Consider the following 22,506-nt stretch of genomic DNA (forward strand, 5'->3'; position numbering starts at 1 on the left):
TTTTTTAACAACATATCATCTCCTTCCTCCATTTTTATTCTGCATCTATATCTGCTGAAAAAATTCCCCTCACTAGAAATTCAAAAAGATATTAAAATTTCTTGTTTTACTATAAAAAAACGCATACATCGAGGGATTTTATAACCGCAAGCGAATTCATAGTAGCATTGGTTATAAAACTCCTCAAGCAATAGAAAACCTAGCTAAAGAAGTCGCTTAGATCTAATTTTTTTGTGTCCAAAATATTGACTCAAATCCAGAATAAACCTCAATATTCCGTCAATAATATAGATACAATAATCTTTCTCCTCCCCCTTGGAGATGAGCAGTTAGCTATTGCTAGCTGCTCTTTTTAGTTCATGTAATTTCTTCTCAAGTTCCTCAATTCGTTCATCTCTAATTTGAACATCATCTCTTAAAAACTCATTTTCTTATTTTCAAGAAAATTCTTTCTAAATATTTAACAACACTACATCTAGAGGTATTTGTAAAACGGAAACGAATTCCTATATTTGCAAGATATAAAAATTTTAGGAGGATGTTAAAATGGAAAAAACAATGATGGTAGGAACAACAAACATGATGATGTCTATGGAAAAAATGATGTGTGAAATGAAATGTATGAAAATGATGATGAACAATATGATGCAAATGGATGTAGAAATGGATAAAGCTATGATGAATAAAATGCAAGAATGCGATGCAATGATGAATTCTACTATGTCTATGATGAAAGCAATGAAAGAGAAATGTTGTTAAAAAACAAAATTGTTTAAATACGTATATAAGAAAGGCTGGTCTTTTACCAGCCTTTCTTTAACTAACTTTAGCTAAGAAGTCTCCATCCTATTTTACATACAACCTAAATTTCGGAGATGTTTCTTACAAAATACATTCATGTACAGGAATTGCATTGAATCCTTTAGGCATATCAATTGTTTCGCTATATTTAGATGTTTTTCTGTTTCATCAGTTGAAGGAACTGTTCCATTTGTGTTTGCTAGCTTGATGGTGATGTGGAGCAATCCATTTAAGATTGAATAAAAAAAGAAGGAATTCCTGCCTTTCCTCTTGAAGAGAAAGATCGTCATGTGATTGCTTCTAAGAATCAGATGAATGTTTTTTGTAACATAACCCATTATGGAATTGTCCAATAAAGAGGATGTATAAGCCATTTCACTCACCAGTTATAATGAAAGGAGCAAACGAATGAAAAAAATTACTCTTGGTGATTTAAACTCACCGGAAACTATGCGTGATCCCATTATGTTCTATAAGCCTCTCTTCGAACAACAAGAGCCCCTCTTTCGTATTGATGACTTTTACGGTATGGGGGGAGCGTGGATCGCATTGCGCTATGACGATGTTGTTACCATATTGAAAGATCCTCGTTTTCTCAAAGATTTACGGAAATTCGAACCGCCCCAAGATAAACAGGAATTTATTGAGGAAAATACATCTGTGAGCAAGCTATTTGAATGGATGATGAATATGCCGAATATGCTTACGGTCGATCCACCTGATCATACCCGCTTACGCCGGTTGGTCTCTAAAGCCTTTACCCCGCGTATGATTGAGAACCTTCGTCCCCGTATTCAGCAAATTGCCGACGAATTGTTGGATGCTGTGAAGGAAAAAGGAAAGATGGATATTATTACGGATTTTGCCTATCCTCTGCCCATTATTGTTATTTCAGAGATGCTTGGGATTCCCACTGCTGATCGAAACCAATTTCGTGACTGGACACATACGCTCATGAACGCTGCTATGGATCCTCGTCAGGGGGCTGCAGTTACTGCAACACTCGAAAAGTTTATTCATTACATCGAAACATTACTAGCCGAAAAGCGCGTAAATCCTAGCGATGATCTGATGAGCGCTCTCGTCCAAGCACAAGAGAAAGAAGACAAGCTGAGTAAGAACGAGCTTCTTTCGACGATTTGGCTTCTCATTATCGCTGGACATGAAACAACAGTTAATCTCATTGGTAATGGCGTACTGGCGTTACTGCAACATCCCAAACAAATGGACCTGCTACGGGACAATCCTTCCATGCTTTCCTCTGCTGTCGACGAGCTGTTACGCTATGCTGGTCCAATCATGATTGGTAACCGTTTTGCGGGTGAAGATATCACAATGCATGGCAAAATGATCCACAAAGGCGAAATGATACTGTTCTCCCTGGCAGCTGCCAACATTGATCCGCAGAAATTTTCTAATCCCGAAGCATTAGATATTACACGCGAGGAAAATGATCATCTAGCTTTCGGCAATGGTATCCATCGCTGTTTGGGTGCTCCATTGGCACGCCTGGAAGGTCAAATTGCATTTGGCACATTGCTGCAACGTCTACCTAATCTGCGCCTAGCAACTAAACCCGAGCAACTGGTTTATAATTATAGCAAATTCCGTTCTCTTGCAACTCTACCAGTAGTTTTCTAACCCTTGCTGCCCATGATGACCAAAATCACTTGAAAAATAGGCTTCGTCTAACAAAAATTCATCACCCACTTTCATTGATGCTATCGCACCTTCACGTTTAGAAGTGGGTGATGAATTTCGAGAAAAGGCTCTGACACACTCTCTTTGTTCACATAAATTTCAATTGTTTTATATAATCAAATATCCTATAATTATGATTGAGTTTTTAAATTTTTAATCTGTTATACCATGACTCCTAGAAAACTAGGAGTTTTTGTTATGTAACTACCATGATTTGAAAATACAATAAGAATTTACTAATCAAAAATCAACATTACAGATTCTGCTTCAGGAGGTATATTGATGAAAAAATTATATTATGCATCGTTCGTATATTTAGTTATCGGTTTATTCTCAGGTGTATTCGCTAGAGAATATGCAAAATCAAAGGGCATTCTAGGATCTACTCTGCTGAACCTTTTACATACACATACGCTAGTACTTGGATTTTTATTTTTTTTAATTGCCTTAGCATTAGCAAAATCATTTTCATTTCATAAAGTGAAGGGTTTTAATATGTGGTTCATCGTCCATAATATTGGATTAATTTTAACACTTTCTTCACTGGCAACTCGAGGACTTCTTCAACTAAATGGAGCTGATTTCAAGGGATTAACCTATATAATCGGACTCTCTCATTCTCTTATTGGTCTTACACTTGTTTGGTTTATGGTTCTATTAAAAAAATCATTCAAAATGTAGTGTGTAACAAAACATCAACAAAAGCAAAAAATAGGAAAAGGCTGCCCGAAAAGGTCTTTAAAAACAACCTTTTCGAGCAGCCTCTTTTTTATACTGATACGATATGGATTATTCCCCCGTTTCAGCAAACTTCTTAATTCGTTCACCAATCTCATCACGAACACGTTGGAATACTGACCATTCTTGCCCTGCTGGATCATCAAATCCCCAGTGAACACGTTTTACATGCGGAGGTGTCGATGGACATACATCATTTGCATGACCACAAAGTGTAACAACAAGGTCTGCACGATCTAAAATATCGCGATCAATCATATCAGATGTTTGATTGGTAATATCGATGTCTACTTCTTTCATCGCTTGAATCGCATTTGGATTCACACCATGAGCTTCAATTCCTGCAGAATATACATTCCATTTGTTACCTAAATATTTTTTTCCAAACCCTTCAGCAATTTGACTACGGCAAGAGTTTCCTGTGCATAAGAAGTAAATTATTTTTTTGTTTTCCATGTAAATTCCACCTTTTATTATAAATGTTTATTTCGGTTCTGTTTGAAAATATTTACGCTGAAACCATAGCGCTACATTTACAAGTGCTATCATAACGGGTACCTCAACTAAAGGCCCAATAACTGCCGCGAACGCTGCTCCAGATTGAATTCCAAATACACCGACAGCTACAGCGATTGCTAACTCAAAGTTGTTACTTCCTGCGGTAAACGCTAATGTTGTTGTTACCCCATAACTTGCACCAACTTTCTTACCCATGAAGAAAGAAACAAAGAACATCACTATAAAATAAATGAGTAATGGAATCGCAATGCGTACAACATCCATCGGTACGCTAACAATGACCTCTCCTTTTAACGAGAACATCACAATGATTGTAAATAATAATGCGATTAATGTAATTGGACTGATCTTTGGAATGAATACTTTTTCATACCACTCTCTCCCTTTTACTTTTACAAAGATCAAGCGTGTTAGTATTCCAGCGATGAACGGAATTCCTAAGTAAATAAAGACTGATTTTGCAACTTCTATCATTGTAATGTTAACGACAGCCCCTTCAATTCCTAGCCATTCTGGAATAACTGTTACAAACACATAGGCATATACTGAGAAAAATAACATTTGAAATACAGAGTTAAAAGCAACCAATCCCGCTGCATACTCTGTATCACCTTTTGCAAGGTCATTCCAGACAATAACCATTGCAATACAACGTGCTAAGCCGATCATGATTAGTCCTACCATATATTCTGGTTTATCCTGTAAAAATATAATAGCTAAAGCAAACATGAGGACAGGTCCAATAATCCAGTTTTGTACGAGTGATACTATTAATATTTTTACATCTGTAAAAACGCGCCCCATCTCTTCATAACGAACTTTTGCAAGTGGCGGATACATCATCAGAATTAAACCAATTGCAAGCGGAATAGAGGTTGTTCCCACCTGTAAACGATTCAGTCCATCCACAAACCCAGGTGATAGATACCCTATTCCAATTCCCACCGCCATCGCAAGAAAAATCCAAAGGGTTAAATATCGATCTAAAAATGATAATCGTTTCATTTTTTCTCCTTTTTGTTTTAACAACATGAAGTTGAATTTATACTCTTTTCATCAGAACTTACACAGGACGTTTCTACTTTATGAATTTCACTATCAGCCTTCGTATAGAAAAACTCCCATTCATTCCCATCAGGGTCCGTCACCCAAAACTTATCTTGCACCGCATAGCAACAAGTCGTATCCGTTTCCTCACGAGCAAAGAATCCTTCTTTTTCTAAACGTTCTTTATGCATAACAATTTCTTCATGATTTTCTACTTGAAAACCGAAATGATTTACCTGGTTTCCTTTAACTTCATCTCTTACATTTAAAGTGAAATTTAGTCCTGGACTTTCTAATAAGAATTTCGCATAATCCTCTTTTACTTTCACTGGTGTCATTCCAAATACCTTGCTGTAAAACTCGATAGATTTTTCCAGATTCGTCACATTTATCCCAACATGTACATATTGCATATCTTATTCCCCTCTCAATTTTATTAATCAAATTTTTTTGATTTATTTAGTGCAAAAAACTTAGCAGCAACTTCCTCTGCCAGTTTTTCGGAACACACAACAAAGTTCATCCGACAACAAATTATTCACTTCTTCATCATTTAAGTCATAATAACTCCATGTTCCCTTTGTTTCTTTTACAATTAAATTTGCATCAAGTAATATTTTTAAGTGATACGAAAGTTTAGACTGCGAAATCCCAAAAACTTCAGTTAAATCACATACACATGTCTGCCCACGTTGACATAATTCATACATGATCTCTAATCTTTTTTTATCCGCAAGCGCTTTAAATTTCTTTTCAAACTGTCCGAAGTTTTCTTTCATGCATTCCCCTCCCTTCATCAACTTTTTTTGATATTTATATTATATGCGCCGCTTTATTATAAATGCAAATAATAAATCAAATAAAATTGATTTATTATTTGCGTTCCTATTTAACATTCTTAAAGTTAAAGGAGGTTTCAAAGCCCTCCTTTAACTTTCCTAAAAAACTATTAGACGAATAAAAAATATTTTTTTATTTTATATACTTAAACAGATTCTATAACCTTAGCATTATAAATAAACATCCGACTTAGAACCGTCATGACAACTACAAGAATGAGAAAATATAGGGGCATGACAAGTAAAGAGCCTGTATGCAGCTGACTCATTCCCCAAATTGTGACAGTAACGATGATATAATATCCTAAGCTAAATAAGGCACCTGCTGTTCCAATAACATCTTGAAAATCTACTAATGCTAGGCTTAAACAATTCGGCAAAGCAATTCCTATTCCTAAAAGCAAAACAAATACAGCTACAAGAAATAGAATCATATATATCATATTTGCAATCGTTCCACTGAGGGCAACAACTAATAAAATAATTGCTCCTCCCGTCATGACAATGCAACCTATATAAATAATTTTCTCTGGTTTATACATGGAAAGTAATCGCTTTGAAATTTGCGCCCCAATTACGGAAGCAAAGGCTACTACTATACCTAAAAAACCAAATACACCAGGTGATAGCTTAAAATACGCAATGAAGATAAACGGTGCTTCAGCGTAATAGCTAAATAATATACCGTTCGTTCCTCCAATCAGTACTCCAAATGTCATTACTTTTGGATTGCGAATCATACGCTTTATAACAGAAAAGACGTCTATCCTAGTTGTTACATTAGTTCGAGTTTCTGGTAATTTTATAAATGTACATAATACTATCCCAACACTCATAACAACTAAAGTAAGAAACACACTTCTAAATCCAAATATTTGATCCATCCATCCACCGATTAATGGGCCAATAGCTGGTGTGAATGCAATGACTGCTGAAATTTGCGCAAACATTACATGCCGTTTATGCCCATTTACACTTTCACGAAGAATGGTTTGCGTAACCACTGATCCTGTACTTGCTCCAAACGCTTGTACAAAACGACTGATCAGCAATAATTCAATTGAATTAGCTAAATAGCATAATAAACTACCGATACCATACGTTACAATTCCCCAAATCATCGCAGGACGACGCCCAATTATATCAGACAACCATCCCCAGCAGAATACACCTAACGCAAATCCAGCAAAGTAAATGCTAAGCGTTAGCTGCGTAGCATTATTACTGACATGTAACGCTTTCGAAATATCCGGTAAAGATGGTGTGTAAATTGTTTCACTAATTTGCGGGAATGCCACAAGAATAATCATTAACCATAACGATGGTACTGAGACTTTTTTCATTTCTAATACCCTCCTATAACTTAGAAAATCTCAGATATTTAGAGCTTTCCTTCGCTACGGAACTGGAGGGGCCATTATCGAAATTCGATCATAAAACAACACAAAAAACACCTCGATTACTTCATGTTAATACCTATAGGAGGGTATGAATTAACATTTATTTTTTATTACTTCTCTTTACAAAGATTAACATATATTATAAGTTTTTGTATATAATGAACCTACTAATTTAATAGTAGGTTCTTAGCTTTACTCTAGCAATTCGTCTATAAAACACTTTCATTTTTCAGGCGTAAACTATACAATTTGCTGCACTCGAACAAACGTAGGTATTTCTTTTTCTTCTAATACAATATAATCTGGCTTTACACTTCGCAATGTCCCATTTACCCTTCCCCGAATTGTTTCAACCACAATCTTTTTTCCCACTATAGATTGCAATGTTTGTACAACATATGGATCGACTAATGCAATCACTTCACCACTTATCTCATAACCATCTCGAAAATAACCGAACACGTCTTCATAGGAATAATACATAAGTTGCCCCTCTTTTCAAGATTTGCTGTAGTGTATGTGTCGTACATATAAGAAGTGCCTATCTAACAGAAAAAGCGACGCCACAATGTGACATCGCTTTTATATAGAAGGACTACTAGAAGGAACCCTTCTAGTCTACTTCCATTTATAAGTCCAAAATTGTTCAATTTGTAACCATTTTAATGTTGCTGCATCTTTGTTTTGCAGTTTTACTTCCGTCTCTTCTAACATCGCTTCTGTTTGTGAACGATGTGCACGTAAAGCTGCCAATTTTTGTTCAAATGCTTCACTTATATTATTCACAACGTCTGGCTCACCTAATACTTCTTCACGATTTTTCGTAATCGCTACTGCATGAATGACTGGACGTGTTTCTTTTGGCATACGTGATACAGCGCGAACTGTAGCACGGCCAAATGCATCGTGATCTGGATGAACGCCATGTTCTGGATAGAATGTAATAATTCGTGATGGCTGTACATCGCGAATAACAGCTTCAATTTTATCAGCTACAAAATCTACATCTTCGAATTCTAATGTTTTATCATGGAAACCAAGCATTCTTAAATCTTCAACGCCCATCGCTTCACATGCGTCTTTTAATTCTTTTTCACGGATATTTGGAATCGTTTCACGGTTAGCGAAAACATTTTTCCCCATGTTACGGCCCATTTGTCCAAGTGTTCCGCATGCATATGTTACAGGTACACCTTGCTGTCTTAATAAACTAATTGTTCCTCCCGCTGCAAATGATTCATCATCTGGGTGCGGAAATACAACGAGCACATGTCTTTCCATACTTTTCCCTCTTTCTTATTTAAATGGCGTTAAGCTCAACTCAAGCGCGACCGCTAAGCGCCCTTTATTATCATGTCCTGCTAGTAATAGACGATCTTGTTCGTCTACTTCCCAATGCGTAATACCTTCTGCATATACCCATCCATGGTCCATTTTAAGACCAACTCGGTATGGATTTGTTCCTGTTATTTTCCCGCGTTCAAAACGAATAATTGCATTTCGAATGAATGCTCCGACTGTCATCATTTTTTCATTAAAGTGTGAAGCGTATGCTCCGTTTGTCGTTTCTAAATGAATATATACATCTTTATTTACAAAACGTTCAATTTCATGTTGAATAACAGCACTATCTTTTACTATTTCCATCGGAATTCACCTCTTTAAACCATTTTACGCAAAAATAATGTAAATTGCTATCTCTATATTAGAGGACAAAGTTCACTTTGCATAATAATTTGCACTTTGTTTTTTATTTTTTATATGATATATGAAGTTTCACTGTTCCCTCACCGGCCGTAAATAGTTTTCTTTCTTTTTTGAATTTGCTACAATAGAATTTATGCGGAGGGATATTTTTCGACAATTTAATACATATTTTAAAGAAGGTGACATGTTGGAACATTCAGCACATGAAGTAGCAAACCTGCAATATTATTTTGCAATCGCCGTATTTTTAGTGACATACGGATTTATTATTTCTGAGAAATTGAACCGTGCTGTAATTGCACTGTTCGGTGCTGCCATTATGATTATTTTTGGAATTGTAGATTTACATACTGCCTTTACATCACATATTCAATGGGAAACCATTACCCTTTTAATTGGAATGATGATTCTCGTACATATTACGAGTCAATCTGGTGTATTCGAATATGTAGCCATAAAAGCAGCAAAAGCAGCCGGCGGAAAACCCATTCGAATTTTATTATTTTTATCGCTATTAACCGCTGTCGGTTCTGCATTTTTAGATAACGTAACAACCGTTTTATTAATCGTTCCTGTTACACTTTCTATTACTCGAATTTTAAAGGTACAACCAGTTCCCTATTTGATCTCAGAAGTATTATTTTCAAATATTGGTGGTACCGCAACGTTAATTGGAGATCCTCCCAACATCATGATTGGATCTGCCAATAAACACTTAGATTTTAATGCCTTTTTACTCAATTTAACACCAATTGTACTTATTATTTCTATTGTTACATTAGGCATTATTTATCTTATGTATCGTAAAAAATTGAAAACAACTTCTGAACAGATCGCCAAGCTGATGGCACTAAATGAAAAAGACTATATTCGTGACCGAAGCTTACTCTTAAAATCCCTTTCCATTTTAGGTTTGACAATTCTCGGGTTTGTTCTTCATTCGATGATTCATGTAGATGCAGCAGTTATCGCGATGACAGGTGCCACACTTCTCATGTTAATTGGTGTAAAACAACATGAATTAGAAGATGTATTTGCTCATGTAGAATGGGTAACTATATTCTTCTTCGCTGGATTATTTATTCTTGTTGGCGGTTTAATTGATATTGGACTTATTTCATCTCTTGCGAAAGAAGTAATTGATGTAACAAATGGCGATATCGGTTTTGCAGCGATTCTTATCTTATGGGTATCAGGGGTAGCGTCAGCTACTATTGATAATATTCCATTTGTCGCAACGATGATTCCACTTATTCAAGATTTAGCATCCGGACTTGGACTTTCTGTTGATTCTCCTCAAATTGAAGTGCTATGGTGGGCCTTATCACTCGGTGCTTGCTTAGGAGGAAACGGAACACTAATCGGGGCATCAGCAAACGTAGTTGTTGCAGGGATTGCAAACCGAGAAGGACATGGATTCTCCTATCTCGATTTCTTAAAAATCGGATTACCGTTAACACTCATTGCATTATTATTATCACATGCTTATATATATTTACGTTATTTAATGTAAAAAAGGTTTGCAGCATATTGCTGCAAACCTTTTTTACTGAAAAAATATTCCAATAATCGCAAGTGCCCCCAAAATAATGCCACCAATTTGTCCAACGATTGTTGGTGACAATTGAACGCCTTTTTTAACTTCAACAACTGGCCTTTCATGCCTTAGCTGTTGAACCTCACTCTGTAGTTGATGCACACTGCCATGCAATTCTTTTACAAGCTCTTTTAACTCGACTATCTCTTCATTTACTGGTTTTGGTTTTTCTAAATTCATATGACATGACTCCTTATTTCAATTCATATGTTGTAAAATTTCGCCAGTCATTATTCTTTTTCCTGCAAATTACATATACATTATTGAATATGCGCATAGTAAAGTTTTCACTTTTAATAAATATTCATATTTTAATTTAATATGTTACAACATTATTGGCGATTACCCTCTATTATTTATATAAATTAATTTCGAGTCTTTACCCATTCACTTCGCAATATCCCCATTATGATACGATCAAAGCTCTTTCCATCTCGCTGGACAGCTTTTCTCATACATCCCTCTACCTTAAATCCAACCCTTTTATACACTTCAATTGCTGGTTTATTATATGAAATAACATCGAGTCCTACACGATGTAAGTTTAATTCATGGAAAGCATATTTCAAAATAAGGCGTAATCCTTCCGTACCATACCCCTTACCTCTATAATTTTTATCACCTATACCAATTGCTAGCAAGCCCGTTCTATTATTCCACTCTATGCTATGAAGCGCCACAAAACCAATTAAAATATCATCTTGAATTGTTCTTAGCATAAAAGAAACACCATTTGATTTTCTTCCTTTTAATAGCTCATATTCCTTTATTTCATGTAAAGATTGTGGAACTGCTATATCCGTATCTACATTTCTTAAATACTCACTATCTTCTTGCCAAATAGCCATTCTTTCAACGTCCTCAGCTCTAATTGCTGATAATTTAATATTTTCACCTAGAAAAAGATTATTCACTGTCGTGTTCATTTCAAAAATCCCCCTTTTCAATTATGGGGATAGTTCTGTAATTTATCAGGCCTATCTATCCCCTCGTTCCATAATCTTCACTAAAAATAAGATATTTACAATAAGCGATGACATTGGCACATCTCCTTTGAATATGATTACATTCATTATATATATTTCAGATTATTCATTCAACTAACTATTTAGTCTCCCTGGATGGATGTATGACTAATATTCACTACTTTATCCTTATATTATTAACTATTGACTTTTTATTTTAAAGATTGGCTCTATTAAAGTACAATGTTGATTTTTGCCTTTTTCTTGTTCAACGAAGGTTAATTGCGCAAGAAGGAAAAAACAAACTTTTAATTGAAATTATTAGGGTCATTTTAATGAAAGGAGAGATTGTTCATGGAATTATCAAGGTCTCAACTATTTGCTTTAGAGCATATTACAAAGTATGCAAGGAACCATAAACATGAGGCTAAAGCAACAATTAATCATATACTTAAAATGTCTAATATCTCGGATAAAATATTTGAAAATGCTGTCGCTAATTTAAAGTCTCACGCAAGGATTGGTCTACATTTTCATCCAGATAGACTAGATTCGACTATGAAAAGCGTTGCTGAAGCACTGCTTGAACAGGGAATATATAAGAGCCAGTTTGAAACATTTTTATCTAACGGCAGCGTATCCGCTTACCCTGGTGGTGAACGCGACCTTTGGGAGAAGAGAATTTTTGGAGGAGCATATCAACTAGAGGGCGCAACCAATAACCAACGGCCTAAATATGGAGCACTAAATTTGATGTTACATCCAGATGGGCCTGCTCCACGTTTTGGATCATGCTATTTTCTTCTATCTCCTAAGGTCTCTTATCGTTCCACATACACGTATTTAGATTCGCATCAAGACCCAAAAGAAAAGGGTACTTATGAAGAGTTTGACATCATTTTGGCTGCTCTCTTGGAAGAGGCGTTCTTAAGAGATTTTGCAATCGGTGAAAGAAATCTGACGCCAGCAAGATTAATTAATCATTTGCTGTTTAATCTGGAAAAGCCGTTTACGGACCTAGCAAACAAAGAGCCAAACCGTAATCTTAACCACTATATTGAAGCCCAGGTTCATGGGGATATTTCTCTTAAAGAAGACGTGGAAGTGCTTGTTGCAGATCCTTCATTCAAGGACACTCATGTAGGGAGAACCTTAGAACAAATGTGCCTTAAGTATTCCATTGATCTTTATTGGCACATGGGCTTTGTACTTATGGTAGACGAGGTTCCTGCGGATTTTAGAGGTTCAACAATGCCTTCCTTGGCAAGACACATTGCACGAAATAATTTTATCGATGCGAACATAATTGGATCTGCTGTAATGGACTTGAAACGCGATCCAGTATCTTGGAGCGATCGCGGAACTTATAAGGAGGTGCTTCAGGAACTAAAACTATTGTGGCACGTTTTAGTGAGATATGGAAAGCCAAATCGAAAATTGAACTAAAGGTTGCATTAGTTGAAGAAGAAATATGGGAAATGATAAAACTTTTTTATCAAATTGGCTCTGTTAAATTTTAATGTTGATATTTAGATAAAATTGAAGGGGAACCTTTTTGCAAGGTTTCTATTAAATGTTTGTTGTCTTTTAGGGTTGGCATTTCTTTAATCAACGCAAGTAGTTGCTCATCAACTTTTTCAATATCAGACATCCTTATCACCTTTCCATAATCATAAATTGAATTTTGATAATCTTAAACTATCATAAGTATCCGTCATTTCAAATACAAATGAAGATAGTAGGAATTCCTTAATATTGTGTTTAGTGCTTTCGTTACTACTGCTATCTACAAACAAGAACCAAGCAAGATAATTGTCTAGATACTTTGTAGCCACACCATTAAAACGGTCAATCCATTGCTTCAATCGAGAATGGAGACCATTAACATTTTGAATATGATACAAACCTTTGATCACGTGCTTCCCATCATTTGATTTAATTCGATAATGTTCTATCCCTTTTTCTTTTGCATAGGTTTTGTAAGCCCTCCAAGCATGGAGAAGATTACATTTACAAATGCATAATTGGCCCAAGGCAATATAGACTATACCACTAGGAGCCATAATTTATTTTAATTTTTTTACACACCATTTCTTATATGACTTTCGCTGGGTTTTAACGGTTCTTTTATTTATTGTGTTCTTTCGTACGTTTGTTCAATTTTCTTTGCAAAAAGTTACATACAAAATGCCGCTTTCATTGTCGTTTGTCCTTATTGGATTTTTCATTTGGATTGCTGAAAACATCGCTACCCTCTTTGGCGCATGGCAATATCCGAATCAGCAAAAAACGTGGAGCCCTGTGCACATTGGAAAGGTTAGTTCCTAGTTTTTACTCGTTGTCATTAGCATCATGATTGTCGCTCAGCTTAAACATTTGAAAGAACATAAAAACAAGCCAACTTCCATTTAGAAAGTTGGCTTGTTACATTTTACTTTTCTATTAAAGAATGCTAATTTCTAATACCAAATCGTCTCCGCATAATTATAGGCATCACTATTTGGAATCGCATGTTTTCCTTGAGCTTGTGCTTTCCTTGGATCTAAGTCATATACCATAGGCGTATAGCAAGAAGTTTGCCCTTTGTTCACAACACCATTTCCTCCTGCACTTCCGCAAGTATATGATTTTCCATCTGTTTTGCGAACAATTCTTGCATCTGCTTCATTATTATAAACAGCTGCACGAGTTACAGTTACTTTCGCCCATGCTGTTTTACATGTTGTACTAAACTTTAATTCTACATATGAGTTTGAATCAATCCACTTTTTTTCTTTCGTTACTGCTGATTTATCACAACTATTGTAGTAAGGGCTCTTCCCATCATAGGAATGATTTTCTGCATATGCTTTATTATTCATAATACTAGAGGTACTAAACAAGCCGGTAAAAATAAGAAAAGTTAAACAAAGACAGGCTCTAGCTTTCTTTAAAAGCTTCATAGAATTCAGCTCCTTCACAAGTAAAGTCATTATTTTGAAATACTTTATTAGTAACGTGCTGTTTTCCCATAACCATTATTAAACGTAACCCCTTCTGCATCTGCTGTATATCCAAATCCAGCAGTTAAATCAAACACCATTCCTGTATACGTACTTGTTTGTCCTGTTTTAATTGTTCCATTTCCACTATTAGAATCAACGGATTTTTGGAATACCCCGTTTTTATATTTGTTTATAACCGCATACGCATACACGCCTCCGGAAACAGATGGAGCAGGATTATCAAGAACAAGCTTTGACCATGCTGCATGACATTTATTGCTATAACGAAGATAAACCGTCCCAACTTTCTTACCGCTCTCATAAACCGCAGCGGACTTTGCGTTGAATGCATCCGAATCACATGTCGCACTTCCACCATAAACTTTCGTTGTCGTAGGGTTTTTTCCGTCATAGTAACTACTTAAATCAGAAGCGGCAAATGTACTCTCTTGAAAACTAAACAACACAGCCACACTAGCTGCACTTAACATACAGACCTTCATGAACTTTTGAAATTTACGTACCATTTTAGATTCCTCCCTCATTTTGTTTTTGCAAAAAAACAATTTAAACTTATGTAGGTCCCTCCTTTCACACTTTCTAGTGGAATCTTATACAACAGATTTGACTATGTAAATCACCTTAAGATTATTGGAATATATGAAGAATTCTACTTATCACTTTGAAATGAAAACTTGAGAAAATATTTACATTTGTGTTTCTTCATATAAAAATTAACATTACGACTTTCCTTACATATATAGAAAAAAACCGATATTTGTTTTTTATACAAATATCGGTCTTCTCTTCTTTCAAAACATCTATTATTTATATTTCTTCTTGCGTGTAAAACAAATATTTCTCCACTTAATAAGGCTAGAAAATTCCTCCTAGTTACCTTTTTTTCAATGTTATTCAGAAAAGGCTTCCGAATATTGAACAATTCCTTGCACATTTTGAAGAGCATTTTCCGTTAACTCCATTACCATAAATACTTCATCTGGTACATCAAATGGTGCACGTATATGCCATAGGCTAGCCGGTTTAAAACCAAATTTCGGATAATAATCTTTATGTCCTAGCACAATTACAGAATGATATCCGAGCTCTTTTGCTTTTCTTAATACATTCGAGATCAACAAGCTTCCAATTCCTTTTTTCTGATATTCTGGTGCAACAGATACTGGAGCAAGTGCTAGCGAATCTACAGATTTATCACCATCTACTATTTTAACTTTAGATAAAAGGGCGTGACCAATAATTTCTTTATCCACCGCCACTAATGATAACTCTGGAATAAACGCATCAGATTTTCTGATACGATTTACAAGTTCGTGCTCTTTCTGATCGCTAAATACTTCATTTAAAAATGCTTGTTTTACAACCTCCTCTGCCCTGCTATAATCTTTCTCAAGTTCTTGTCTAATCTTTATATTCATAGTCTCTTATCCTCTATTCTTTCTTATCTCTTTTTGAATTTTACGAAGCGCCTTTTTCGATCCCCGCTCAATATCATGCTGCATTTTCCGCTCTTTATAATCCACAAACAACGTGTCTAAATCATACCCTTCTGGATATAGTTCCTTTGCTTTTAGCTCTAAAGAAATTCGCTTAACATTCACTTCAATAAATTCTCCATAATAAAACACAACAACGTTTTGGAAGTTATCTTTTTCTTTATATACAATTCCAAAATCATCATAGTCTAATAAATTCACACGATCTCCCTTTTCATATTCATGTTTCTCTTCTATTTCCTCTTTCACAACCTTAGGTTTTCTTATTTTACTTTCATTCAGTCTCTCCAAACGGTACTCTTTATTTTCCATATAGCCTTTCGCTCTTTGTAGTACGTTTTCTCGCACGTTCATTTTTCTAGAAATCCATAGGGCGTTACTCTCCCCCGATTTCCCTATCATTAACTTATACATCGGTTCCAATGTTTCACTATTAAACTGCATCGCTGCATTCATAAAGTCACTATGCATTTCTGAAAAGCGTTTAATTTCACCATAGTGAGTAGTCGCAACAGTTATACAACCCATATGATAAAACTCTTCTAAAATAGAAATCGCAAGTGCTGCTCCTTCATTCGGTTCCGTACCACTTCCTATTTCATCAAATAATAGAAGCGTGTTATTATTTGATACTCTCATAATTTCTGAAAGGTTTTTCATATGAGATGAAAATGTACTCAATGCATTTTCTATACTTTGATTATCACCAATATCTACAAAGATATTTTCAAAAACAGCAATCTCCGTTTCCTTATCTGCTGCAATATGAAACCCTGACATTGTCGCTAATGTTACTAAACCTATTGTTTTGAGAACAATCGTTTTCCCACCAGCATTTGGTCCTGTAATAATTAAGCCCCGATAATTTTGCCCGACTTCAAAGTTAAGCGGTACAACTTTTCCTGATAAAAGCGGATGCTTGCAATGAACTAACTTTACATACCCAAAATCATTTAATTTCGGCTCTATCCCGCCAATATGTTTACTAAATTTCGCTTTTGCAAACACCATATCATATTGACTAATCAACTCCATATTAATCTTAATGTTATAAATGTCCTCTAAAATCATTCCTGATAAAGTAGCTAATATTTGATATTCTTCCATCGCTTCTTCAGCTTTTAAACTTGCTAGTTCCACGTTTAATTTTGTAACTGTATTTGGCTCTATAAAAACGGTAGAGCCTTTAGAAGAAACTTCAACAATTGTTCCAGCAACTTGATTTTTATAAGAAGATTTTACTGGAATCGTATATCGATCGTCTTTTTTACTAATAAAGAACTCTTGAATATATTTCTTATTTACACTACTATTTAAAAATTTATTTAAACGTTCTTTAATTTTTCCATCTACTGAATCGATACTATTTCGAATTCTTTTTAATTCTTTACTTGCAGCTGAATCAACACTATTCCCTTTGATTGAAAAGTTAATCTCTTCTTCCACACTTTTGAACTCAGACATTGAATTTGCATAAGACGCTAATACTGGTGCAAAAAACTCTTTATCCAGCATAAACTTTTTAATTTTTCGGCACCCTCGTAAAAAGTCTGATACACTAACTAGCTCAGTTGGATCTAGAATCATCCCCTTTTCCAGTTTTTGAATTGTACTATCGATATTAGAAATTCCGAAAAAAGGTACATGTCCTTCTGCATCTAATATAGCTCGTGCTTCCGTTGTTTCATTCAAACGATTTTTCACTACTTTGATACTTGCGCTTGGCTCCAATTTATCTAACAATTGTTTTCCTAATCCACTCACACAATACGATTTAACTATTTCCTTCAACTCGTTATATTGCAACTTTTCAAAAGTCATTTTATTCAATTTCTATTCTCCTCACTATGATTTACTCACATCATATATGAAGATACCTACCCATTAGATTTCAATGAGCTTTAAATAAATATAATTTTCACGTGATAAAAATAAACACAAAAAAGCTGCGGAGACACCGCAGCTTTTTACATTTACAAGGCCTGTGCATGATATAAGGAAATAAAGCCATCTCAAAAAACACATGGCTATCCCATAATCATTACACGCTTTATAAAGTATTGTAGGTATCTTCATAGGTATTTGAAATAAATCCATGACAAAATTAGGGGTATGAATTATATAAAAATCCCCTGTTCTCATCAGATTTATTTCATTCAATTTTTCCTATTTAGAACCTACCGCACTCACAAAAAGCACCTCTCATTAATTTATAATTATGTTCATTGAAATCTAATTTATTGAAATCATCATACTATATGTTTTAAAAGAAGTAAAGGTGCCATCCTTTAATACTTTAGTCGTAAGTATATATATGGATTGCGAATTCAACGTATTACGGATGTTTTCTTATTCAACATCCGATACAATTATATATAAGTAAAGTGGATAAGGAGCGATTCACATGACAGAACTACAAAAGCAATTCTTCTCCAGATTAAATATACAAGAAAGAGAGTCCATTTCATTTGAAGATTTAAACGAAATCCTTCATGCGATGGCTCAAGCAGTTCCATTTGAGAATTTGGATATTATTCAAGGTACAGTGAAAGAAATATCAAAAGAACATCTCCAAGAAAAAATCTTAGTTCATAATCGCGGTGGTCTTTGCTATGAATTAAATCCAACGATGTATTACTTCCTTAAAGATTGCGGTTTTGATGTTGACTTAGTATCAGGAACGGTTTATAATGCCGCTTCTAATACTTGGGCTGTTGATTCAGGACATGTAGCAACTGTTTTAAAACATAATAATGAACTTTATTTAATTGAAGTTGGCTTCGGTTCATACCTGCCCCTTTCACCTGTTCCTTTCTCTGGTGAAACTGTTCACTCTGTTACCGGAGACTATCGTATCCGAAAAGAAACAACTGCAAAAGGAAACTATATGTTAGAGATGAAAAAAAATAATGAATTTCTAGATGTTGCTTCATCTGAAGAGTGGACATTAGGCTATGCATTTTATCTTGAAGAAGTTGATGAAAGAACATTAAATGCAACTCAAAAGATAATTGTAGAACATACAGACTCTCCTTTTAATAAAGTACCCCTTATTGTAAAACTAACTTCTGACGGGCATGCTTCCTTAACAAAAGATAGTTTTACAGTAACAAAGCAAGGAAAAAAGAGTAAGGAAGAGATTACTAAAGAGCAATATGTAGACCTATTACACTCGACATTCGGTATACAATTATAAGCTACAAATTAAAAAGAGCAATATATGAAAGGGCAAATCAGCGATAATTTATATCTATTCCGTATCTGTGTTAGCAAGTTCGTTTGCAAACTTGTTAGCACTTTTTTATTTTTCTATTATATTCTTCTCCCTCTTTACCTCTATTATCTCTTGTCAGCCTGTTGAAAACTACGAGAAACATGTACAATGTAAACTATACTTTTTCAAGGAAATTTTATTCATTAATTGTTATAATTAGATTCGAAGTATTTCTTCAGAAAGGAGTCTATGAGGAACAGTAAGATAAGATTACATACTTGTCACTCCCCCCCTTCTAGTACGTTCATAAAAATATAGAAAGGATTTAAGCGATGGGACAATTTCACACTAACAGATTAGGAGGAGTACTATGTTCCAACTTAGTTTATTTGTAGAATGTCAGAATAAGAACGAAGCATTGACAATATTGCATGAATTATTTAAAAAAATAGACACTATTATTACTTCACATGATGTAAGCTCAAATGAACCTTATTGGAAATTTGACGGTTGGTTTAAGATTGTGTGTAATATAGAAACGTCAAGAAGCATTCTTGATATTGAGGAAGCAGAAAAAATACTTGAAAAGATATCAAATAAATGGTTGTGGGATAAGGGGGAAATTTCTGCTAGCTCTACTATCAATAATGAAGGTACAGTGTTTTTTTATGACAAAGTACGATTTTTCACTTGTTGGTTTGAAGACTTTGAATAATTTTTTGATAACCTTTATGGGCTAGATACCTTTCAAGCTTTCTGGGTAAATAAACATAACGACTTTGATAAAGTGATTAAACAAACAATAAAAAATATATCATACAAAATTGTATTAATGGTTTATTATTAGTTTCATTTTTGTGCTATTTTACTAGAACATAACTGCTTTAGTATAGATAAATCAGCGATATTTTATATCTAGTTTGTATAGGTGCTAGCAATTTCGTTCGCAAACTTGTTAACATTTTTTCCATTATACCCCTTTCCCTTCTTTATCTCTACGCTATATCTCATTATCTCTTGTTAGCCTGTTGAAAACTACGAGAAACATATACGGCGTATACCGTACTTTTTCGAGGGGAATTTATCCATTCACTGTTATAATTAAACTCGCAATATATTTTTAGGAGGCGATTCTACATGGAACAGTAGGATAAGAAGTTTACATATTTGTGACTCAATCCTCTTACTATGTTCATAAAAATATAGAAAAGATAAGATTTTAGGATGCCCCTGATACAAAACCTTTGAGTCCGCTTGATGAACATTTAAAAATCCCTTTAGATAAAGTATTTAATTAATCAAGGAGTGTATTGGAATGGGAAGATATCCTGCGATTGTAATAATAAATGAGCCAGATAATAGTGATTATGCCATTTATAGTTTTGGCCCTAGCATTGAAATGTGTAATGAATATCCGGAAATGTATGAAAGATGGCGTTTTAAGCTCTTAAAAGATAAGCTTACTGTCGAAGAAGGTTATGTTTTACTTGATGACATACCTAAAAAACATATTTCATTGTTCTATAAGTGTATTATTAAAATACATAAACAAATTGAAAATGATGGTGGAATGAAAAATTTTAAAAATATTGATCTTCCAAATCACATTTCATTTGCTTAAATTTTATATTAATTGGTGACGATTTAGAATTCGGGGTATGTATTGAAAGAACTGAATATCATTACGAATTCAATATGTGGAGAGTAACAAAAATCTAAAAAATATTTCAAACACTGTATAGAGAAGTACATGATGCCACTGTGAAATCTGGTTAACCATGGGATTTCCAAAAAATAGATGAAGAATAAATAAGGAGGCCTTTATATATGGCACTATGTTTATTAATGACTAAAAAATTTGAAGATGAAGAGATTGTTGTTTATCAATACTATCCTTCTGAATCACCCGATAAAATAGGCAAAATGTATTATAATAAAAAAGAAAGAATGTTTTATGATTTAGAGCAAGCTCCAGTAAACTCAGAAACAATGAGAAAACATTATTTTAATTGTGCATGTACTAGGATTGTACGATGTATTAAAAGGAAAGAAGACTTTCCTGATAGCATGACTTATGAAGCATAATAAAATGAACAAATGTATAAGTCGGCTTCTGTAATAGGGACCGACCGGCTTTCCTATTACCTTTACATATACATAGACTTTATTGGCTATTACATAGCATGTTTTGCCTTTACTGTTATGTACTTTGTATTGCGGTGAACCATCCAACATAACCTTCGCATCGATTGTAAATCCTAATCCTGCATCTACAGTTCCGGCAATATCTTTATCCTACCACGCTGGATAATCACAGAACGTAGACTGTCCACCTTACAAACAACACGTTTACCAACAATCGAGGAATCTACAGTACTTTTTTATCGAACTGCATATAAAAAGAAGTTAATGCCAATAAAAAAATTACTCGGTATATAAACACCCAATTTTACATAGAAAGTAGGTTTAACTTAATTTCACATATTTTAGGTTTCCAACTGTATAAAAGATTATAAAAACGCATTAAAATCATTATTCCTAAGCATGAGCTTAATAATTGCCAAAGTAGCAATGAGTGGAACTGATACTATGACTGCTCATAAAAAACAATGTAAAGAAGACCTTGGCACCCTCCGGACGAGGATCTGTATCGCATCCCCTAATTAATAATTTTAACTAGTAAGGAGATTGATAAAATGGGAGTATGTGTGGACCTATTTAAAGAATATGAAAATAAAGAGGAAGTCGTTTATCGTTTTTTTCCTTGTGAAGATGAAAAAAAAGCAGGAAAAATTCAATTTAATAAACTAGAAAAAAGATCTGTAGAATTAGAACCGGCTAAAGGTGAAGGTGCAAATTATTATTTTCTTAAAGCAGTTGGCGCTATACAAAAACATTTAAGAAATTCACCTAACTCAGATAAATTTCCTGAATTCTTATTTTCACAATCGTAAAAATAGAAACAAGCTCTCAGTACTGAAAGCTTGTTTCTATTTTATTATTACATATATCGGGCTTGCAGTAATGTGGAACCCTGTCCCTTTCCCCCATTCCTTTCTCAGATAAAACTGTTCACTCTGTTACCGGAGACTATCGTATCCGAAAAGAAACAACTGCAAAAGGAAACTATATGTTAGAGATGAAAAAAAATAATGAATTTCCAGATGTTGCTTCATCTGAAGAGTGGACATTAGGCTATGCATTTTATCTTGAAGAAGTTGATGAAAGAACATTAAATGCAGCTCAAAAGATAATTGTAGAACATAAAGACTCTCCTTTTAATAAAGTACCCCTTATTGTAAAACTAACTTCTGACGGGCATGCTTCCTTAACAAAAGATAGTTTTACAGTAACAAAGCAAGGGAAAAAGAGAAAAGAAGAGATTACAAAAGAGCAATATGTAGACCTATTGCAGGAAACATTTGGTATACAATTATAATCTACACGATAAAAAGTCTTGCCACTGGTGGCAAGACT

The 22,506-nt window shown here is 34.4% G+C and carries 25 protein-coding genes and 5 pseudogenes; 13 read left to right on the forward strand and 17 right to left on the reverse strand.

Annotated features, from left to right (window positions below; genetic code table 11):
- Positions 1 to 546 precede the first annotated feature (546 nt).
- The 3 genes from J4P91_RS22885 to J4P91_RS22895 all read left to right on the forward strand — a co-directional run bounded on the left by J4P91_RS22885 (position 547) and on the right by J4P91_RS22895 (position 3,183).
- Entirely contained in the window at positions 547 to 759 is a 213-nt protein-coding gene (locus J4P91_RS22885) for a hypothetical protein (protein ID WP_017151619.1), read from the forward strand.
- A gap of 450 nt (positions 760 to 1,209) precedes the next feature.
- Positions 1,210 to 2,442 carry a cytochrome P450 family protein gene (locus J4P91_RS22890; protein ID WP_207995944.1) on the forward strand — a complete coding sequence of 411 codons (1,233 nt, stop codon included), beginning with the start codon at positions 1,210 to 1,212 and terminating at the stop codon, positions 2,440 to 2,442.
- A gap of 342 nt (positions 2,443 to 2,784) precedes the next feature.
- Complete coding sequence (locus tag J4P91_RS22895; protein ID WP_207995945.1) at positions 2,785 to 3,183, forward strand: DUF2871 family protein; 399 nt, start codon at positions 2,785 to 2,787, stop codon at positions 3,181 to 3,183.
- Positions 3,184 to 3,291: 108 nt separating this feature from the next.
- Here J4P91_RS22895 and arsC read toward each other — a convergent pair whose 3' ends face one another.
- From arsC to J4P91_RS22935, 8 genes are all read right to left on the reverse strand, one after another.
- Positions 3,292 to 3,696: an arsenate reductase (thioredoxin) gene (gene arsC / locus J4P91_RS22900; RefSeq protein ID WP_207995946.1), complete on the reverse strand. Its 405-nt coding sequence runs from the start codon at positions 3,694 to 3,696 to the stop codon at positions 3,292 to 3,294.
- A 27-nt stretch (positions 3,697 to 3,723) separates the two neighbouring features.
- Positions 3,724 to 4,764, reverse strand: coding sequence for an ACR3 family arsenite efflux transporter (gene arsB / locus J4P91_RS22905; RefSeq protein ID WP_207995947.1), 1,041 nt, complete (start codon positions 4,762 to 4,764; stop codon positions 3,724 to 3,726).
- 17 nt (positions 4,765 to 4,781) lie between these two features.
- Positions 4,782 to 5,219, reverse strand: coding sequence for an ArsI/CadI family heavy metal resistance metalloenzyme (locus tag J4P91_RS22910; RefSeq protein ID WP_207995948.1), 438 nt, complete (start codon positions 5,217 to 5,219; stop codon positions 4,782 to 4,784).
- A gap of 60 nt (positions 5,220 to 5,279) precedes the next feature.
- Complete coding sequence (locus tag J4P91_RS22915) at positions 5,280 to 5,585, reverse strand: ArsR/SmtB family transcription factor (RefSeq protein WP_207995949.1); 306 nt, start codon at positions 5,583 to 5,585, stop codon at positions 5,280 to 5,282.
- Positions 5,586 to 5,791: 206 nt separating this feature from the next.
- Positions 5,792 to 6,988: a multidrug effflux MFS transporter gene (locus J4P91_RS22920; protein WP_207995950.1), complete on the reverse strand. Its 1,197-nt coding sequence runs from the start codon at positions 6,986 to 6,988 to the stop codon at positions 5,792 to 5,794.
- 297 nt (positions 6,989 to 7,285) lie between these two features.
- Positions 7,286 to 7,528, reverse strand: a complete 243-nt coding sequence (locus J4P91_RS22925) for a DUF2642 domain-containing protein (RefSeq protein ID WP_207995951.1) — start codon at positions 7,526 to 7,528, stop codon at positions 7,286 to 7,288.
- A gap of 135 nt (positions 7,529 to 7,663) precedes the next feature.
- Positions 7,664 to 8,326, reverse strand: a complete 663-nt coding sequence (gene bshB2, locus J4P91_RS22930) for a bacillithiol biosynthesis deacetylase BshB2 (protein ID WP_207995952.1) — start codon at positions 8,324 to 8,326, stop codon at positions 7,664 to 7,666.
- Between the two features lie 15 nt (positions 8,327 to 8,341).
- Positions 8,342 to 8,692, reverse strand: coding sequence for a YojF family protein (locus J4P91_RS22935; protein ID WP_000407035.1), 351 nt, complete (start codon positions 8,690 to 8,692; stop codon positions 8,342 to 8,344).
- A 247-nt stretch (positions 8,693 to 8,939) separates the two neighbouring features.
- Between J4P91_RS22935 and J4P91_RS22940 the strand changes: the two genes are divergently transcribed.
- The gene (locus J4P91_RS22940) at positions 8,940 to 10,265 is read left to right on the forward strand and encodes an ArsB/NhaD family transporter (protein WP_207995953.1); all 1,326 of its coding nucleotides are present in this window, start codon (positions 8,940 to 8,942) and stop codon (positions 10,263 to 10,265) included.
- A gap of 33 nt (positions 10,266 to 10,298) precedes the next feature.
- On the opposite strand, the gene J4P91_RS22945 is transcribed toward J4P91_RS22940, so the two are convergent.
- Both J4P91_RS22945 and J4P91_RS22950 read right to left on the reverse strand, forming a co-directional pair.
- Positions 10,299 to 10,529, reverse strand: a complete 231-nt coding sequence (locus J4P91_RS22945; RefSeq protein ID WP_017151607.1) for a hypothetical protein — start codon at positions 10,527 to 10,529, stop codon at positions 10,299 to 10,301.
- Positions 10,530 to 10,714: 185 nt separating this feature from the next.
- Positions 10,715 to 11,275: a GNAT family N-acetyltransferase gene (locus J4P91_RS22950; RefSeq protein ID WP_207995954.1), complete on the reverse strand. Its 561-nt coding sequence runs from the start codon at positions 11,273 to 11,275 to the stop codon at positions 10,715 to 10,717.
- A 393-nt stretch (positions 11,276 to 11,668) separates the two neighbouring features.
- Here J4P91_RS22950 and J4P91_RS22955 point away from each other — a divergent pair, with 393 nt between their 5' ends.
- Positions 11,669 to 12,760 carry a DUF3626 domain-containing protein gene (locus J4P91_RS22955; protein ID WP_207995955.1) on the forward strand — a complete coding sequence of 364 codons (1,092 nt, stop codon included), beginning with the start codon at positions 11,669 to 11,671 and terminating at the stop codon, positions 12,758 to 12,760.
- Positions 12,761 to 12,830: 70 nt separating this feature from the next.
- On the opposite strand, the gene J4P91_RS29455 is transcribed toward J4P91_RS22955, so the two are convergent.
- Entirely contained in the window at positions 12,831 to 12,965 is a 135-nt protein-coding gene (locus J4P91_RS29455; RefSeq protein WP_017151580.1) for a hypothetical protein, read from the reverse strand.
- A gap of 19 nt (positions 12,966 to 12,984) precedes the next feature.
- Positions 12,985 to 13,308, reverse strand: a pseudogene (locus tag J4P91_RS22960) (IS1595 family transposase); the annotation flags it as partial.
- Here J4P91_RS22960 and J4P91_RS22965 point away from each other — a divergent pair.
- Positions 13,304 to 13,726 (forward strand): annotated as a pseudogene (locus J4P91_RS22965) (DUF817 family protein); the annotation flags it as partial. The pseudogenes J4P91_RS22960 and J4P91_RS22965 overlap by 5 nt on opposite strands.
- Before the next feature lie 47 nt (positions 13,727 to 13,773).
- Here J4P91_RS22965 and J4P91_RS22970 read toward each other — a convergent pair.
- The 4 genes from J4P91_RS22970 to J4P91_RS22985 all read right to left on the reverse strand — a co-directional run bounded on the left by J4P91_RS22970 (position 13,774) and on the right by J4P91_RS22985 (position 17,645).
- A complete protein-coding gene (locus J4P91_RS22970) occupies positions 13,774 to 14,256 on the reverse strand; it encodes a DUF2690 domain-containing protein (protein WP_207995956.1) in 483 nt (160 codons plus the stop codon).
- 47 nt (positions 14,257 to 14,303) lie between these two features.
- Entirely contained in the window at positions 14,304 to 14,825 is a 522-nt protein-coding gene (locus J4P91_RS22975; protein ID WP_207995957.1) for a DUF2690 domain-containing protein, read from the reverse strand.
- Between the two features lie 384 nt (positions 14,826 to 15,209).
- Complete coding sequence (locus J4P91_RS22980) at positions 15,210 to 15,737, reverse strand: GNAT family N-acetyltransferase (RefSeq protein ID WP_207995958.1); 528 nt, start codon at positions 15,735 to 15,737, stop codon at positions 15,210 to 15,212.
- A 6-nt stretch (positions 15,738 to 15,743) separates the two neighbouring features.
- Positions 15,744 to 17,645, reverse strand: coding sequence for an endonuclease MutS2 (locus J4P91_RS22985; protein ID WP_207995959.1), 1,902 nt, complete (start codon positions 17,643 to 17,645; stop codon positions 15,744 to 15,746).
- A gap of 574 nt (positions 17,646 to 18,219) precedes the next feature.
- On the opposite strand from J4P91_RS22985, the gene J4P91_RS22990 reads away from it, so the two are divergent.
- The 5 genes and pseudogenes from J4P91_RS22990 (at position 18,220) to J4P91_RS23005 (ending at position 21,114) form a co-directional block, all read left to right on the forward strand.
- On the forward strand, positions 18,220 to 19,011 hold the full coding sequence (locus tag J4P91_RS22990; RefSeq protein WP_207995960.1) for an arylamine N-acetyltransferase family protein: 792 nt from the start codon (positions 18,220 to 18,222) through the stop codon (positions 19,009 to 19,011).
- Positions 19,012 to 19,399: 388 nt separating this feature from the next.
- Entirely contained in the window at positions 19,400 to 19,744 is a 345-nt protein-coding gene (locus J4P91_RS29085) for a hypothetical protein (protein WP_243763977.1), read from the forward strand.
- Between the two features lie 600 nt (positions 19,745 to 20,344).
- On the forward strand, positions 20,345 to 20,650 hold the full coding sequence (locus tag J4P91_RS23000; RefSeq protein WP_207995961.1) for a hypothetical protein: 306 nt from the start codon (positions 20,345 to 20,347) through the stop codon (positions 20,648 to 20,650).
- Positions 20,650 to 20,748 (forward strand): annotated as a pseudogene (locus tag J4P91_RS29925) (YxiF family protein); the annotation flags it as partial. The gene J4P91_RS23000 and the pseudogene J4P91_RS29925, both read left to right, overlap by 1 nt.
- Positions 20,749 to 20,856: 108 nt before the next feature.
- Positions 20,857 to 21,114, forward strand: a complete 258-nt coding sequence (locus J4P91_RS23005) for a hypothetical protein (RefSeq protein WP_207995962.1) — start codon at positions 20,857 to 20,859, stop codon at positions 21,112 to 21,114.
- 60 nt (positions 21,115 to 21,174) lie between these two features.
- Here the strand turns inward: J4P91_RS23005 and J4P91_RS29090 are convergent.
- Positions 21,175 to 21,410 (reverse strand): annotated as a pseudogene (locus J4P91_RS29090) (N-acetylmuramoyl-L-alanine amidase); the annotation flags it as partial.
- Positions 21,411 to 21,725: 315 nt separating this feature from the next.
- Here J4P91_RS29090 and J4P91_RS23010 point away from each other — a divergent pair.
- Together J4P91_RS23010 and J4P91_RS23015 are read left to right on the forward strand one after the other, a co-directional pair.
- Positions 21,726 to 21,983, forward strand: a complete 258-nt coding sequence (locus J4P91_RS23010; RefSeq protein ID WP_243763978.1) for a hypothetical protein — start codon at positions 21,726 to 21,728, stop codon at positions 21,981 to 21,983.
- 80 nt (positions 21,984 to 22,063) lie between these two features.
- Positions 22,064 to 22,468: pseudogene (locus tag J4P91_RS23015) on the forward strand (arylamine N-acetyltransferase); the annotation flags it as partial.
- Positions 22,469 to 22,506 lie beyond the last annotated feature (38 nt).

Origin of the sequence: Bacillus sp. XF8, from assembly GCF_017498755.1 — a bacterium.
Taxonomy (GTDB): domain Bacteria; phylum Bacillota; class Bacilli; order Bacillales; family Bacillaceae_G; genus Bacillus_A; species Bacillus_A bingmayongensis.

What these genes read in the sequence shown, in the direction of transcription:
- J4P91_RS22885 (WP_017151619.1), top strand. Translation starts at nt 547, where the DNA reads ATGGAAAAAACAATGATGGTAGGAACAACAAACATGATGATGTCTATG.
- J4P91_RS22890 (WP_207995944.1), top strand. Translation starts at nt 1,210, where the DNA reads ATGAAAAAAATTACTCTTGGTGATTTAAACTCACCGGAAACTATGCGT.
- J4P91_RS22895 (WP_207995945.1), top strand. Translation starts at nt 2,785, where the DNA reads ATGAAAAAATTATATTATGCATCGTTCGTATATTTAGTTATCGGTTTA.
- arsC (WP_207995946.1), bottom strand. Translation starts at nt 3,696, where the DNA reads ATGGAAAACAAAAAAATAATTTACTTCTTATGCACAGGAAACTCTTGC.
- arsB (WP_207995947.1), bottom strand. Translation starts at nt 4,764, where the DNA reads ATGAAACGATTATCATTTTTAGATCGATATTTAACCCTTTGGATTTTT.
- J4P91_RS22910 (WP_207995948.1), bottom strand. Translation starts at nt 5,219, where the DNA reads ATGCAATATGTACATGTTGGGATAAATGTGACGAATCTGGAAAAATCT.
- J4P91_RS22915 (WP_207995949.1), bottom strand. Translation starts at nt 5,585, where the DNA reads ATGAAAGAAAACTTCGGACAGTTTGAAAAGAAATTTAAAGCGCTTGCG.
- J4P91_RS22920 (WP_207995950.1), bottom strand. Translation starts at nt 6,988, where the DNA reads ATGAAAAAAGTCTCAGTACCATCGTTATGGTTAATGATTATTCTTGTG.
- J4P91_RS22925 (WP_207995951.1), bottom strand. Translation starts at nt 7,528, where the DNA reads ATGTATTATTCCTATGAAGACGTGTTCGGTTATTTTCGAGATGGTTAT.
- bshB2 (WP_207995952.1), bottom strand. Translation starts at nt 8,326, where the DNA reads ATGGAAAGACATGTGCTCGTTGTATTTCCGCACCCAGATGATGAATCA.
- J4P91_RS22935 (WP_000407035.1), bottom strand. Translation starts at nt 8,692, where the DNA reads ATGGAAATAGTAAAAGATAGTGCTGTTATTCAACATGAAATTGAACGT.
- J4P91_RS22945 (WP_017151607.1), bottom strand. Translation starts at nt 10,529, where the DNA reads ATGAATTTAGAAAAACCAAAACCAGTAAATGAAGAGATAGTCGAGTTA.
- J4P91_RS22950 (WP_207995954.1), bottom strand. Translation starts at nt 11,275, where the DNA reads ATGAACACGACAGTGAATAATCTTTTTCTAGGTGAAAATATTAAATTA.
- J4P91_RS22955 (WP_207995955.1), top strand. Translation starts at nt 11,669, where the DNA reads ATGGAATTATCAAGGTCTCAACTATTTGCTTTAGAGCATATTACAAAG.
- J4P91_RS29455 (WP_017151580.1), bottom strand. Translation starts at nt 12,965, where the DNA reads ATGTCTGATATTGAAAAAGTTGATGAGCAACTACTTGCGTTGATTAAA.
- J4P91_RS22970 (WP_207995956.1), bottom strand. Translation starts at nt 14,256, where the DNA reads ATGAAGCTTTTAAAGAAAGCTAGAGCCTGTCTTTGTTTAACTTTTCTT.
- J4P91_RS22975 (WP_207995957.1), bottom strand. Translation starts at nt 14,825, where the DNA reads ATGGTACGTAAATTTCAAAAGTTCATGAAGGTCTGTATGTTAAGTGCA.
- J4P91_RS22980 (WP_207995958.1), bottom strand. Translation starts at nt 15,737, where the DNA reads ATGAATATAAAGATTAGACAAGAACTTGAGAAAGATTATAGCAGGGCA.
- J4P91_RS22990 (WP_207995960.1), top strand. Translation starts at nt 18,220, where the DNA reads ATGACAGAACTACAAAAGCAATTCTTCTCCAGATTAAATATACAAGAA.
- J4P91_RS29085 (WP_243763977.1), top strand. Translation starts at nt 19,400, where the DNA reads ATGTTCCAACTTAGTTTATTTGTAGAATGTCAGAATAAGAACGAAGCA.
- J4P91_RS23000 (WP_207995961.1), top strand. Translation starts at nt 20,345, where the DNA reads ATGGGAAGATATCCTGCGATTGTAATAATAAATGAGCCAGATAATAGT.
- J4P91_RS23005 (WP_207995962.1), top strand. Translation starts at nt 20,857, where the DNA reads ATGGCACTATGTTTATTAATGACTAAAAAATTTGAAGATGAAGAGATT.
- J4P91_RS23010 (WP_243763978.1), top strand. Translation starts at nt 21,726, where the DNA reads ATGGGAGTATGTGTGGACCTATTTAAAGAATATGAAAATAAAGAGGAA.